Origin of the sequence: Desulfosediminicola ganghwensis, from assembly GCF_005116675.2 — a bacterium.
Taxonomy (GTDB): Bacteria; Desulfobacterota; Desulfobulbia; order Desulfobulbales; family Desulfocapsaceae; genus Desulfopila; species Desulfopila ganghwensis.
Genome location: NZ_CP050699.1, coordinates 607,793 through 620,662, shown reverse-complemented (window position 1 = coordinate 620,662; position 12,870 = coordinate 607,793). Strand labels below are relative to the sequence as shown.

The 12,870-nt window shown below is 50.5% G+C and carries 10 protein-coding genes; all 10 read right to left on the bottom strand.

Translation table 11 applies throughout. From position 1 onward, the window contains the following. Positions 1–75: 75 nt before the first annotated feature. Complete coding sequence (dctP, locus tag FCL45_RS02670; RefSeq protein ID WP_136796177.1) at positions 76–1,074, bottom strand: TRAP transporter substrate-binding protein DctP; 999 nt, start codon at positions 1,072–1,074, stop codon at positions 76–78. A 26-nt stretch (positions 1,075–1,100) separates the two neighbouring features. Beyond that, positions 1,101–2,405, bottom strand: coding sequence for a TRAP transporter large permease (locus FCL45_RS02665; protein ID WP_217907650.1), 1,305 nt, complete (start codon positions 2,403–2,405; stop codon positions 1,101–1,103). Between the two features lies 1 nt (position 2,406). Then, complete coding sequence (locus tag FCL45_RS02660; RefSeq protein ID WP_136796178.1) at positions 2,407–2,889, bottom strand: TRAP transporter small permease; 483 nt, start codon at positions 2,887–2,889, stop codon at positions 2,407–2,409. A gap of 139 nt (positions 2,890–3,028) precedes the next feature. Continuing rightward, the gene (locus FCL45_RS02655) at positions 3,029–3,391 is read right to left on the bottom strand and encodes a RidA family protein (protein ID WP_136796179.1); all 363 of its coding nucleotides are present in this window, start codon (positions 3,389–3,391) and stop codon (positions 3,029–3,031) included. Positions 3,392–3,413: 22 nt separating this feature from the next. Continuing rightward, positions 3,414–4,841: an NAD(P)/FAD-dependent oxidoreductase gene (locus FCL45_RS02650; RefSeq protein ID WP_136796180.1), complete on the bottom strand. Its 1,428-nt coding sequence runs from the start codon at positions 4,839–4,841 to the stop codon at positions 3,414–3,416. After that, positions 4,841–5,131, bottom strand: a complete 291-nt coding sequence (locus FCL45_RS02645) for a (2Fe-2S)-binding protein (RefSeq protein WP_136796181.1) — start codon at positions 5,129–5,131, stop codon at positions 4,841–4,843. The genes FCL45_RS02650 and FCL45_RS02645 overlap by 1 nt, the downstream gene beginning before the upstream one ends. Next, positions 5,124–6,329, bottom strand: coding sequence for an NAD(P)/FAD-dependent oxidoreductase (locus FCL45_RS02640; RefSeq protein ID WP_167495683.1), 1,206 nt, complete (start codon positions 6,327–6,329; stop codon positions 5,124–5,126). The genes FCL45_RS02645 and FCL45_RS02640 overlap by 8 nt, the downstream gene beginning before the upstream one ends. A gap of 621 nt (positions 6,330–6,950) precedes the next feature. Beyond that, positions 6,951–8,852 carry a sigma-54-dependent Fis family transcriptional regulator gene (locus tag FCL45_RS02635; RefSeq protein ID WP_136796183.1) on the bottom strand — a complete coding sequence of 634 codons (1,902 nt, stop codon included), beginning with the start codon at positions 8,850–8,852 and terminating at the stop codon, positions 6,951–6,953. A gap of 517 nt (positions 8,853–9,369) precedes the next feature. Continuing rightward, the gene (locus FCL45_RS02630; RefSeq protein ID WP_136796184.1) at positions 9,370–10,806 is read right to left on the bottom strand and encodes a carbon starvation CstA family protein; all 1,437 of its coding nucleotides are present in this window, start codon (positions 10,804–10,806) and stop codon (positions 9,370–9,372) included. A 317-nt stretch (positions 10,807–11,123) separates the two neighbouring features. Next, positions 11,124–12,866 carry a LytS/YhcK type 5TM receptor domain-containing protein gene (locus FCL45_RS02625; protein WP_136796185.1) on the bottom strand — a complete coding sequence of 581 codons (1,743 nt, stop codon included), beginning with the start codon at positions 12,864–12,866 and terminating at the stop codon, positions 11,124–11,126. Positions 12,867–12,870: the final 4 nt, after the last annotated feature.

Sequence of the window (12,870 nt, the reverse complement as noted above, 5' to 3'; positions counted from 1 at the left end):
ATTTCAGCCAACCTCAAGCGTGAAACGGATCGGCCCGCAACTTGAATTATTGCGGACCGATGTCCTGGCGGTCAGTTATTCAACTATGCTGTTCAGAACGGTCTGAGCCCACTCTGCGCCGACATCTTCCTGGATCTGCGGCCAAACAACAGTTCTGACTTTTTGTGCTATTGCGTCAATTTCCTCTTCACTAATAGGGAGAATTGTCGCGCCATAATCAGCAAGACGCTGCTCATTTGCCTCTTGATCTTTTGCCGCTACTTCCCAACGACGATCCTCAAACTGATTGGCGATATCCTGGATCTGCTCTTGTCCTTCCGGGGAAAGCTTGTCGTACTTCTTTTTACTCATGATCAGGTACCACACCTCAAAATGGGTGTTTGCCGGCAGGTAATTTTTGGTAACATCTCTGAAGGAGGAATAATAACCTTCTGCACCGGAGCCGATCACACCGTCAACCACACCGGTCTGGACAGCAGTAAAAGCATCGGAAAATGGAATCGGGGTGCCGAGGTATCCTGTTGTATCGGCAAGAAGCTGGAATGTCTTCATAGGGGGAACGCGCAGTTTGATGCCCTTGGCTGCTTCGGGGTTCCCATAGTCTTTCACGTCTGTATTAAATGCAATGCCGCCAAAGTACACCGGCCATGCGGCGAGAAGCTGGATGTTTTGTTTTTCATAGAGTTCAGCGACAACCTTTCTCAGAGGCGCATCGGCTGAGTAGTTCTTACGCGCCTGCTCCCAGTTTTTCATCATATATGGGAAATAGACCAGCTGGAATCTTTTGTCAGCTGCTGAGGAGGGTGGTTGGCAGGCCATGTCTACAGCACCAAGACCTACTCGCTCTTGGACGATGGTATAATCCCCAAGGGCACTTGCAGGATAAACCTTGGCTTTTATCTTCCCGTCAGAGGCTTCTGCTATGGAGTCGGCAAACCAACGTAAATCAGTATCTATTGCTGCCCCCTGGGGTCTGACGTGTGAGATCTTATAGGTTTTGGCCTGAAGGGTACCAGTCACCAGTAACATACTCGCTGCAACAATTAATGAACCAACAATTGAACGCTTCTTCATTTCGAACTCCTAATTGGGGTTGATGATTAATAGCCAAAAATTCTCGGGAAAAAGAGAGACAGGTTTGGCCAAAGCGAGGTAAGAAAAACGACAGGGACATAACCGCAGAGAATCAGTAGCATCGCTGGCTTAATAACTTCTGAGAATTCTACTTTACCGATACGGATACCCAGGTATAGGATGGAGGCATAAGGTGGAGTCACTCCCCCCATGGCGGTATTCACACCCATTATCGCCGCAAACTGGATCGGAGAGACCCCAATTGCCTCCATGAGAGGAAGGAGAAGTGGCGCAATCAGGATTATCGCGGTGATGTCGTTGACAATCATGCCAACAAAAAACAGTAGAAAATTTATCAGGATAAGTAGCAGCACTTTGTTCTCTGTGACCGTGAATATTCCTTCAACCAGAGCCTGGGGAACATCCTCCATCACAAATATCTGACTGAGCATCAGGCTGAAAATAATCATGACCATGATGGCACCCACCGCAGTTGCGGAGCTTTTGGCGGCTTTGAGGAACGTAGGCCATGTCAAGCCCTTATAGATCAGAAACCCAACCGGGACTGCATAGATTACCGCCACGGCGGCGGCCTCGGTGGGGGTCATGATGCCGCCATATATTCCACCCAGGATGATAAGCGGCATAACAAGGGCCGGAACTGCCCGTGAGGAGCAGCTGACAGCTTCCTTCACCATCTCTTTTTTAGATAAGGGGGGATCGAGTTGGAGAGGAAACTTGCGGGCCATGACAAGGTTGACCACAGAGAAGAGAAAAGTTATCAGCAAACCGGGGCCAAGTGTCGCAAGGAAGCAGGCGAGAATGGAAGTATCTGTCACCCAGCCGTAGATAATCATGGTGACGCTTGGAGGGATGAGGAGACCGAGTACTGAGGAGTTGGCCACCAGGGCGGTTGCGTACCCACGGGGATAGCCCTTTTCGGCCATTTCTGGAATCAGCAATGGGCCGGTGGCGGCAACACCGGTGAGACCGCTTCCTGAGATGGCGCCGATGATGGCACAGCTCACGGAGGCAACCACACCAAGCCCGCCCCGTATGCGGCCGACAAACACATTGACAAAATTAAGTAGGCTGGCGGCAATGCCGCTTTCACTCATGATCGTGCCGGCAAAGACAAAGAGCGGGATGCAAAGAAGAACCGGATTTGCAAGCTGAGAGTATCCCCAGACCATGGTCCCTTCCATGGTGGCATCTGCAAGGTAGTACATGGTCATCAGCGCACCACCGAAACAAAACGGCAGCGCTACGCCAAATGTCAGCATCAGGACCAGAACGCCCAAGGCGATGAGAGAAGCAGTTACAATTTCCATCTTAAGACTCCTTTACCGGTGCAGGAAAGGTTGCGAGCCTGCGCATGTTTGTCAGCATGTACCAGCCGCTGTAGAACGTCATCAGGACCAGCCCGATAAACAGGGAGCACTCCGCCCAGAAGGTGGGGATATAAAGGGTCGGGCTCTCTTTCCACACTGTTTTAGCGTAGACGAAATAATCCCATGCCCAGTATGTGAGCCAGATGGAGACGACAACCGACATGATGTCGGCCACGACCCGGACCGCAAGTTTCGACTTATCGGTTTTCAGAAATACGTCGAGGACGTTGGCCTTAATCTGTGTGTCCTCCCGAGCGGCATTGACGCTACCAAGCAGATACAGCCACAGGGTCGGATAGATGAGTAGTTCATCAAGCCCCATGACCGGGAGCTCGAACACGTATCTCATCAGAACCTGGTAAAATTCCACTGCCGCGACGATACTGATAAGCAGTGGCAGAATGTACTTAAAAAACCTCTCCATACACTTCTCCTCCGACTTCGACGATTCCGCTTTAAAGGTTAATTGTCAGATATTACAATACTGCTGATCCCTTTGTTCTGATTTTTAGTTGTATGAAACGTATGCCTGTACCTGTCAGTACCTGTATGAATGTGAATGATTACTCCTCAAGAGCGGCAATAACGGATATCTCAACCAACAGATCGGGTCGTGCCATTCTGGCCTCGACACAGGCCCTTGCCGGGGCATGGCCCTCGGGGGTCCAGCGGTCCCATACCTTGTTCATCTCGGCAAAATCCTTCATGTCGCGGAGGTAGATCGTAGCTGATAAAATAGAGTTCCTGCTGCTGCCGGCTTCCGCTAGCAGGGCGTCCACTCTGGCGAGCATGTTTTCGGTCTGGCAACCTATTGAAACAGGGTCGTCAGAACTGTGACCAACCTGGCCGCAAAGGTATACAGTTCGGTTATGAATAACAATTTTGCTCATTCGTTCGGAAGTCTCGATCCGCTTTATAGCACTCATTCCATTCTCCTGACTTTGATAATTATTTACTCTGGTTCTTAAACAGGTTTGCAGGGTCAACTCCATCGGCGACTATGTCCATTGCTGCCAGTTCCCCCAGGGGAATCTGCTTGAGCGGTGGCCGTATGGTAAGAAGCCCCGCTTCGGGAACCCGGGCGTCAAGTTCGGCGGCCACGATCTCACCGAGCACCGGCCCGCACATGCGTCCCTGGCAGGGCCCCATGCCGCATCTGGTGATCGCTTTCACTTCATTGAGTTCGGTCACCCCCTGGGATATGATGGTCCTGATATCTCCGACGGTTACGTTTTCGCATCGGCAGAGAACGGTATCATCATCGAAAGTGAAGTTCGCCGGATTAAACGCAAAGAATGCGTCAATAAGCGGTCTGGGATAGCTGTCTTTTAACAGCGATTCCCGGTGTGATGCAGCCAGGCTGTCCCGCTCGTAAGTCGGAATTATTCCCAGGCAATGAGCTACTTCAAGGGCAGATAACTCACCTTTGATTTCGGCCGCAAGGGCACCCCCGACGCCGGTACCATCGCCGGAGGCAAAGATTTTTTCGTAGTTGGTCCGTCCCCAGCTGTCGGTTACAGGCTGCCAGTACCGGTATTTTTCATGCCATTGCATATGGCATTTGAGCATTCTGTAAATATGTGTCTCGGGAATTACACCAAAGTGAAGCAGGAGCATGTCAGCCTGGAAAGATATTTTTTCAGAGCCGCATTCCGCCTCAACCGTTTCAAGAGTCTCGTTGCCGATGGCTCTCAGTTTTTTTATACCTTTATAATGAGGGACACCTGTTTTCTTGATATCCCTCAGCATTTTCAATCCCTTGAACAGAAAACCTGTTCCGAGCAGGGCCTTGGGAACATCGCTCAAAATTGCCGGTGTCGGAATTTGGGGCGTTGTTTCAAGGATTGCTTCGACCTCAATACCTTTTTCCAAGAGCAGAGACGCTTCCAGCAACAGCAATGGGCCGCTGCCTGCCAGAACCACCTTGCCTGCTGGGGATAGCTCAGCTTCCTTGGCAAGACCGTTGACGGCTCCAGCCCCCATTACACCGGGAAGTGTCCATCCCGGGATCGGCACCGGCCGTTCCATGGCGCCGGTTGCGATGATGATGTAATTAGCTGTGATTCGTTCAGATACACCATCCCTGGAATAGCAGACTCTGCCCTGAGGTTCCACGTTCCATACTGAACTGTTATTGAGGTAGATAGCACCGCTTTTTCGGAATCTCTCCGTGAGGGTGAGACCTTTTCGGTACTCCTCGCCCATTTTTTCCAGATTTGTGGGGGAGGCATTATCCACGTTGCGGTAGATCTGCCCTCCTGGCCTGATCTGTTCATCGAGGGTCAGCACCTTCAGTCCCATTTCAGCCAGGCGGGAGCTTGCTGTGAGACCTGCAGGACCTGCCCCAATCACGATAGCATCATAATGATCACTCATCACTTCCCTCCCTCACCTTCTTTGATCCCACGATTAATGACCATACCTTCATGGACTTCAGTCATGCACGCTTGTCGCTGAACCCCGTCTATTTCCATCAAGCACTCAAAGCAGATTCCCATCAGACAGTGCGGCGAACGGGGTTCTTTCGCAGTAGGTGAGGTTCTCGTGGTGATTTTCCCTATTGCCAGGAGAGCGGCTGCGACACTCATGTCACCCGGCACTGCGATGGTCTCACCGTCAAGAACTATTTCGAATTTGGCAGTTACTGTCGATTCTTGATTAAACATTGAACCTTCCGTTGCTAAATTGAGAAATTTGGGGCGCTATGTCCCTGTCGAGTATCCAGTCACTGATCTGCTTTTCCATAACCGGTGCCAGGGAAACCGCTGAATGTCCGGCCAGAACATAGATGTTCGGATGCTCCGATAGTTGCTCATAGATGGGGGAGCCGTCAGGGGTCATGACTCGGATGGCACCCCAGCCCCGTACCCAGTTCAGGTCAGCGAGTTCCGGAAACAACCGTATTGCTCCTTTGGCCTGGCTGTTCATGGCTTCAACTGTTACCTGGACATCATGGGCGGTGTCTTCCGTGGAAAGCCCGATCATGAACGTTCCATCCATGGTCTGACGTACGGCAAGAATAGGGAAATTGAGTACCTTCTTTACTCGCTCGGTGACTATCAATTGGCCACGCTGGGGGTAGATATGTAGTTGTTCTCCGAGTTCGGCCAGCAGGCGGGTTGAACCATGGCCTGCCGCAACGACCAGTTTTTCAGCTACGAACTTTCCTTTGGAGGTAGTGAGCTCAATGGTACCGTTTCCTTTCGGGGTTATCGCTGAAACGGAGGTCCCCCCATGGTAGACGCCGCCCCTTTTCTGGAAGGCGTAACGCATTGCGCCAAGGAGGCATAGGGGATTTACATGCCCCTGCTCGGCTGAATACATTGCTCCCGAAACTTCGTCGCCGAGTCGCATGCCCGGAACCATGGCTGCGAACTCGTCTCTGTCGAGCATCCTGACGGGGTAGTCAAGTCCTACTTCCCTACAGACGTCTGTCATTTTCTTCACAGATTCCCCATAGGCATTAAACTGTTCCTCGCCTATGGCGTGCATGGCCCCGCCGTTCCACTCCAGCTCAACGTCATAGCCACTTTCTTCCTCAAGCTTGGCAGCAAACTCGGGCCAATGCATGGTTGCCATCCTGCTCCACAGGGCGTATGTCGGGTTGTTTGCTCCTTTGGGCATGAACCATGTCAGACCGAAGTTACCTCTCGAAAGTCTCTGGCTTGGAAGTTGTTCATCAAACATGACCACTTTGCCACCACCCCGGCGAACCATGCCCAGGGCTGTTGCAGCGCCGGCGATTCCTCCACCGATAACGATAATATCAATTTTTTCCACTTGATTGTCCCCATCAGTCTCGAACAGGTCCCTGTATGAGAGATGTTCAGTCAATAAATTGTGATTTACGTTCTCACTAGCCATATTCATGCCACCCGGCATCTTGTATGGTTAAATGTGGTACTTACAGTGACGATTACAGAGGAAGAAAGATCCAATAGTTTGAAAACATTATATTAAATTGATTGTTTGATTACGGGTGTGCAACAGTGGAAACTCACGCGCATATACCTAGATACTCGTCATGAGGCATGTGTCAAAATGAGACACATTTTCTGCCGGACGATCTTTCATGCCAATTACTATTGGGATTGACGAGATATTCTCACTTTGAGACATGTCGCAAAGTGAGAATATCTCGTGCGATGTAATGAATAAGCAAAACGGGAGGTCGGGCCGGCGTTGGGTGGGGCAGGCATTTTTACGTAACTGTAAGAGAATTCGCGGCGGATCTGATCTTGGTTTTCCCGGGCCTTTGATTCCGGCCCGTTACCATTTGTTGTTGGTGATGAGTTGGAGTTTTGAAGGGCTTATGTAGCAGAATTATTGAGCTTAGAAAGGGGCTCAAGGCAATATTGTTGCAATCGTGATCGGATATCCATGATCAGCAGGAATCGGGAAATAGGGGCAATCTCGCCAGTTCGATGGAACCGGGTGGTATGAAAGGACGAGGAGTGTTGGCGTGGCGGGTATCAACGACCAATTTTAGACTGTTTCTATCTGATACAGTTTGACCTTTCTGTAGAGAGTTGCCCGGGAGATTCCGAGCCGCCGGGCCGATTCGGCCATGTTCGCATCGGTACTCTTCAGTGAGGCGGAAATCATATTTCTCTCCATCTCAGCCAAGGTGCCGCCCGGTACGTTCCTGTTACCATGATTGATCCCCAGGGCAAGGTCCTCGGCTGTTATGCGCCTGGCGTCGCAGACATGGAGTGCTCTCTGGATTGTATTTTCCAACTCCCGGATATTGCCCGGCCAGTGATAGGTGGCAAGAGCTTTTAATGCATCTCCAGTAAGTTGTTGTTTATGTCCAGCTTTTTGCAGGAAATGGTTGGCAAGTGTGTGGATATCTCTTGCTCCCCTTTCCCTTAAGGGAGGGATTTTTATCTGGAGAATATTCAGGCGATAGTAGAGATCCTGCCTGAACCTGTTGGTCTGTACGGCCTCGGAAAGGTTTACGTGGGTGGAGGCGATAATCCTGGCGTCAACCTTAATGACATGATTGGCGCCAATAGGTTGAATCTCGCCGGTCTGCAGGACACGGAGCAACTTGACCTGCATATCGTGGGGCATGTCGCCGATCTCATCCAGGAGAATTGTCCCGCCTTTCGCGAGGGCGAACTTCCCCGGGCGGCCTCCCTTCATGGCACCGGTAAACGATCCTTCCATATAGCCAAACAGTTCGCTCTCCAGAAGCTCGCCTGGGATGGCTCCGCAATTTATGGGGACAAAGGGCCTGCCATTGGGCTCGGATCCGTTGTGAATCGCCTGGGCGAAAAGCTCTTTTCCGGTCCCGGTTTCACCGAGGAGCAAGATGGTTGATCGGGAATTTGAGGCTCGTCGGGCAAGTTCTATGGCCGCGAGGAACGGAGGTGAAGAACCTATAATGGAGTCGAAGGTAAAGAACGGTTTTGTTCCGGATATCTTATCTACCAGTTTCTGGATATTGCTGAACTCGGCAAAATCTATAACCGCGCCGAGAAGCTTTTTCTCTGCTGATACAACTGGTTGAGCTGAATAGATGATGTGGAGATCTTTTCTCCCTGACTTGATGATACACTCTTTGTGTTTCCAATGGGCGGGGTGCTTGTAAATTGATTGCAGGTCCAGGTCAAAATCGGCCAGAGCTGATATGGGTTTCCCTTCAAGGTTGACCGACCGGAATATTTTTTTGCCCTGGCGGTTGATTTTTCTGATCCGTAAATTCTTGTCCAAGGTTATCATTCCGGTACCTGACGCCTCAATGACACTGTCCAGAAACCCGATGTACATCGACATGTCTTTATTGCGCCTCAGTAGCCTCATGTTGCGTTCAATTGAACGGGCGGCGGAAGTTATCATGATCAGGGTGTGTGGATGTACCAGGCTCGAATCACCGAACACGCAAAGCACACCCAGCAACGTTTTTTTATGGCCGAAGATGGGTGCTGCAGAGCTTATAAACCCATGGGCCCTGCGGCAATAATGGTCCGTGTCATTGAGCTGGATAGGGACTTGTAATTTCAGGCAAAGGCTCGTTGCAGATGTGCCGACATCACGTTCTGTCCATCTGTAACCCGGAGAAAATTTTCTATTTCTCGAATTTTGGCGTGCTGCTTCACCGCCATCATATAAGAGAATATATCCATCCTTATCCGCGAAGCCGACACTGAAATCCTCAGGCGACATGAGCTCGTAGAATTCCTTGATGGTTGCCTTCACCTGGCTGAGGATATCTGCGTTTGCCAATTTTTTGGCTTCCAGTTCATCTTCCGATAACCTGTGCTGATTGAGATCTCTTTCGTCTCTGTTTACACCGTAAGACTCTGAGCGTTTGTGGGACTCTTCAATGACTCCGCGTAACTGCTCCCTGGTCAGTATTGTACCGTTGACTATAGGTTGTTCCATGGCTCAATAAAGGTGAAGTTAAAGTAACATTGGGAGTTACAGTATCTTTTTAAGAAGAAAAATTCCATATCTATCGAAGCGAGGCCGAGTAGTTGGCCGGCCGAAGCATGAATGTTGCTGGAGATGCGGCCAGCATGAGCCATGCTGAAAAGCATTGAGCCTGGAAATTGTTTCTCTGTATCCGAGGAGATGGGAACTTGTGGACAATTCGAGGTTCGGAACCTGTATTGAGCACCACGAAGTCAAGCAAATGTGAAAAACGATCGATACCTGAGTACTTGTCAATTGCTGTTGCAGAATGCACAGTCGGTGATCGTTCGGGCGGATGATTAATGACGTGGCAAACGCAGATTAAAACCTTTCAAGTTAGCAACCAGGTCAAGGAATGAAATGGTACAAGATCAGCACTGAAACAGATATGAAATCAGACCTGAGCAGACGTGATCAGGGACACTGCATGTATTGCAGTGTCCCTGAAGGAGCAACTACTTATAGTCTGGATGTTTGGTAGTTACCGTTACGACAGGATTTCAGGCTCACCCTGGCAACTGGGTTCGTCCGCAGGTTTTACGTAGATCATAAATATGGCGAAAACGACTATGGCGATGACTACGCTGGCAATGTTTGATGGTGTTGCCGGCAGGTTGAAGCCTATTTGCGCCTGCAGGATAAAAGCTGCGTCGACTGCGGTCATAAATGTCGCAGGGATTGTGCAGATCCAGTGGAATTTACCTTTCCTGGCAAGATAGATCGCCGCGCTCCAGAGAACCAGCATGGAAAGCATCTGGTTCGACCAGCCAAAGTAGCGCCAGATAATATTGAAATCAAGCTGGGTAATCAAAAAGGCTATCATGAAGAGCGGAATTGCAATCATCAGACGTTTTGCAGTCGCTGATTGGTTGACCTTGAAAGTCTCGGCAATGATCAGGCGGGTAGATCTGAAAGCGGTATCACCACTGGAAATCGGCAGAATGACAACACCAATGATTGCCAGAAAGCCACCAATTGGACCGAGCAGGGTGGTGCAGGCCTCGTTGACCACTGCGGCAGGTGAACCGGATGCGATTACGGCATTCATCGCTTCCGGGCCGCTGTAAAAAGACATACCGACGGTAGCCCAGATCAAAGCGATGATACCTTCGATGATCATTGAGCCATAGAAGACCTTGCGGCCGAGATTTTCATTTCTGATACAGCGGGCCATAAGTGGTGACTGGGTGGAATGGAAACCGCTGATAGCACCGCAGCTGAGGGTAATGAAGAGCAGTGGCCAGATCGCCTTTTCACCTGGGTGGGAATTGGTGCTGAAATCCAGGTTCGGCAGAATTTCATATCCATGATAGACCAAACCGAACATGATACCGATGGTCATGAAGAGCAGCAGCGCTCCAAAGAGCGGGTAGAGGCGACCGATGATTTTGTCGATCGGCAGTACGGTGGCAATGAAATAGTAGAGGAAGATGCAGCCGATAAGCAGCTGAACATTGAATCCGGTCAGGCTGCTGAGCAGTTTTGCAGGTCCGAGGATGAAGACAACGCCAACCAGTAGAAGCAGAACAACAGAGAAGACACGCAGAGTCTGGCGAGCCGGCATTCCCATGATATCTCCGACAACCTCAGGGATGGACTTGCCGCCGCTGCGAACAGAAAGCATGCCACTAAAGTAGTCGTGTACCGCTCCTGCAAAGATACAACCTACCACAATCCAGATTAGTGCTGAAGGTCCGTACAGTGCTCCAAGAATCGGACCGAAGATCGGGCCGAGGCCGGCGATGTCCAGAAGTTGAATAAAAAAGACCTTCCAGGTCGGCATAGACATGTAATCCACACCGTCTTCTTTGGTCATACAGGGGGTTAGACGCTTGGCGTCAATCCCAAACACTTTTTCAACAAAAACGCCGTAGGTGAAGTAGCCAAGAATGAGCAACCCCACACAGGTAAGAAAAAAAACCATTATAAAATTCCTCCAGAAGAAAATACTTCCCACGTGAACAACTGGGCCATTGCAGGTCACAATCGGTCACGCCCCTCAAAACAGATCAGTAAATCATGAGCGGAATAGTAAATGGGTATGAGGATTTTGCCGATAATTTGACGTTGAAACGTTGTTTAGAGGGGTTGGAGTGTCGGGAAGGCAGGCTGAAGTGCATAGAGGCGTGTTGAAATGGCAGGGATAAAGAAAAGTATAGAGTAGTCTAAAACAATGGAGAAATAGGTCGATATAGCCATTCTCTGCCAACGAGGTGTCATGATGAACGGGTGGCCGGCAGATCAGTTCAGTTCGGCGACAATATGATTTTCCCGGGTGAGGCGGTAGTTGGCAGCGTTGGGGATGTGAAAGGAGATGGACGTTCCCTCTCCGGTGGAGCTGCTGATTTCCATTGCGTATTCCGGACCATAGATTTGCATAAGTCGTTTGTTGCTGTTTCTGAGGCCTATACCTTCAGCGTGGGATTCGAGGTCTTTGTGATCGAGCAGGGTAGCCAGGATCTCGTCTGGAATGCCGGAACCATCGTCTTCCACTGTCACCTCGAGCATATCGAGATTTTGAAAGATAGTAAGCGAAACGGTGCCTCCGGTTTCCTGGGTGACAATACCGTGCTTGATAGCGTTTTCCACCAATGGTTGAATGATCAGGGGAGGAATTGGCCATTCCTCGCAGCCCGGCTCAACCTTGAGGTTGACCTTCACCTTCTCACCAAAGCGAGCTGTTTCAATTGCGACGTAAGAGTTGATTTGTTCAAGCTCATCTGCAAGCTTGATGAAGCCCCGGCTTGAGTCGAGATTCTTGCGCATATACAACGAGAGATCAAGAATCAGGTCGCGGGCTTTTGCAGGGGATGTTCTGCAGAAGGAGGCGATGGTGTTCAGCGAGTTGAAAAGAAAGTGCGGGTTGATCTGGGCCTGGAGGTGCCTGATCTCGGCATGGGCCAGGAGCCTGTCCTTAACCTGGATATCCTCAAGCTCAAGCTGGATGGAGAGCAGGTCGGTCAGGCCGCGGGCGACCTCGAAATGGATACGATTCAACTCTGCTGTCCGCGAGCCGTAAAATTTGAGGGTGCCGACAATCCTGCCACCCTTCTTTAAGGGGACGATGATTGCGGAGTGAAAGGGGCAGCCCTGATGATCACAGCCGATGGCATCTTTCTTTCGTAAAAAGATCGGATTTCCAGTCATTATCACCTTTTTGGTGGAGCTGGTGAGAATGGGTTCTCCGGCGAGGTGGTGGTCGTTGCCGAGCCCGACATGCACCAGTACATGTGAATGATCTGTAATAGCCACAGCAGGAACGCGCAGCCTGCGATGGATAATTCTTGCAGTGGCCTCTGCGCTTGCGCTGTTTAACCCGTCACGCAGGTGGCGAACGGTGTTGTTGGCGATATCGAAGATTCTCTGGGCCTGGGTTGAGTCTTTCTTTTCCCTGTGCTCATAAAGAGTTTTAATCACATGGATAAAGAGCCCGGCACCGAGGGCGTTACCGATGATCATTGGCAGGGCTATCAGCTGTACAAGTTCAAGTGCCTGCTCATAGGGCTTAGACAACAGCAGAACCATTAACATGTGTACCGATTCACCGACGAAGGCAATCAGCATGGCCAGGTTCCAATTCATATTCCTGTCGATATAGCGCAGGTGAATAAAGCCTGCGATCAAACCTTCAAGTACGGTGGCGGTGGCACAGGGAAAAGCACTGAATCCCCAGGGGTCGATAAGAAAACGGTGACCTCCGGCGATGAGACCGGCTCCGAGGCCAACCACTGGCCCACCGAACAGGCCGGCAGGGATCACCGCCATGGCCCTCAGGTTGGCATAGGAACTGAAAATGTTGTTACCGCTGTATGTGCCGAGAATACCGAACAACCCGAAAAAAAAGATCAGGAACAACTTGTGGTAGACAGAGTCACGCTTGTAGTTCAGCTCTTGCACCGGTGAGATATTCAGTAGTACAAAGGCTCCGGCAATGAGCAGCCCTACGTGCTTAAGCAGAAAAGTAATCAGTATTGATATTGACATGGAG

What these genes read in the sequence shown, in the direction of transcription:
- FCL45_RS02630 (WP_136796184.1), bottom strand. Translation starts at nt 10,806, where the DNA reads ATGGTTTTTTTTCTTACCTGTGTGGGGTTGCTCATTCTTGGCTACTTC.
- FCL45_RS02660 (WP_136796178.1), bottom strand. Translation starts at nt 2,889, where the DNA reads ATGGAGAGGTTTTTTAAGTACATTCTGCCACTGCTTATCAGTATCGTC.
- dctP (WP_136796177.1), bottom strand. Translation starts at nt 1,074, where the DNA reads ATGAAGAAGCGTTCAATTGTTGGTTCATTAATTGTTGCAGCGAGTATG.
- FCL45_RS02650 (WP_136796180.1), bottom strand. Translation starts at nt 4,841, where the DNA reads ATGAGTGATCATTATGATGCTATCGTGATTGGGGCAGGTCCTGCAGGT.
- FCL45_RS02640 (WP_167495683.1), bottom strand. Translation starts at nt 6,329, where the DNA reads ATGGCTAGTGAGAACGTAAATCACAATTTATTGACTGAACATCTCTCA.
- FCL45_RS02635 (WP_136796183.1), bottom strand. Translation starts at nt 8,852, where the DNA reads ATGGAACAACCTATAGTCAACGGTACAATACTGACCAGGGAGCAGTTA.
- FCL45_RS02645 (WP_136796181.1), bottom strand. Translation starts at nt 5,131, where the DNA reads ATGTTTAATCAAGAATCGACAGTAACTGCCAAATTCGAAATAGTTCTT.
- FCL45_RS02625 (WP_136796185.1), bottom strand. Translation starts at nt 12,866, where the DNA reads ATGTCAATATCAATACTGATTACTTTTCTGCTTAAGCACGTAGGGCTG.
- FCL45_RS02655 (WP_136796179.1), bottom strand. Translation starts at nt 3,391, where the DNA reads ATGAGTGCTATAAAGCGGATCGAGACTTCCGAACGAATGAGCAAAATT.
- FCL45_RS02665 (WP_217907650.1), bottom strand. Translation starts at nt 2,405, where the DNA reads ATGGAAATTGTAACTGCTTCTCTCATCGCCTTGGGCGTTCTGGTCCTG.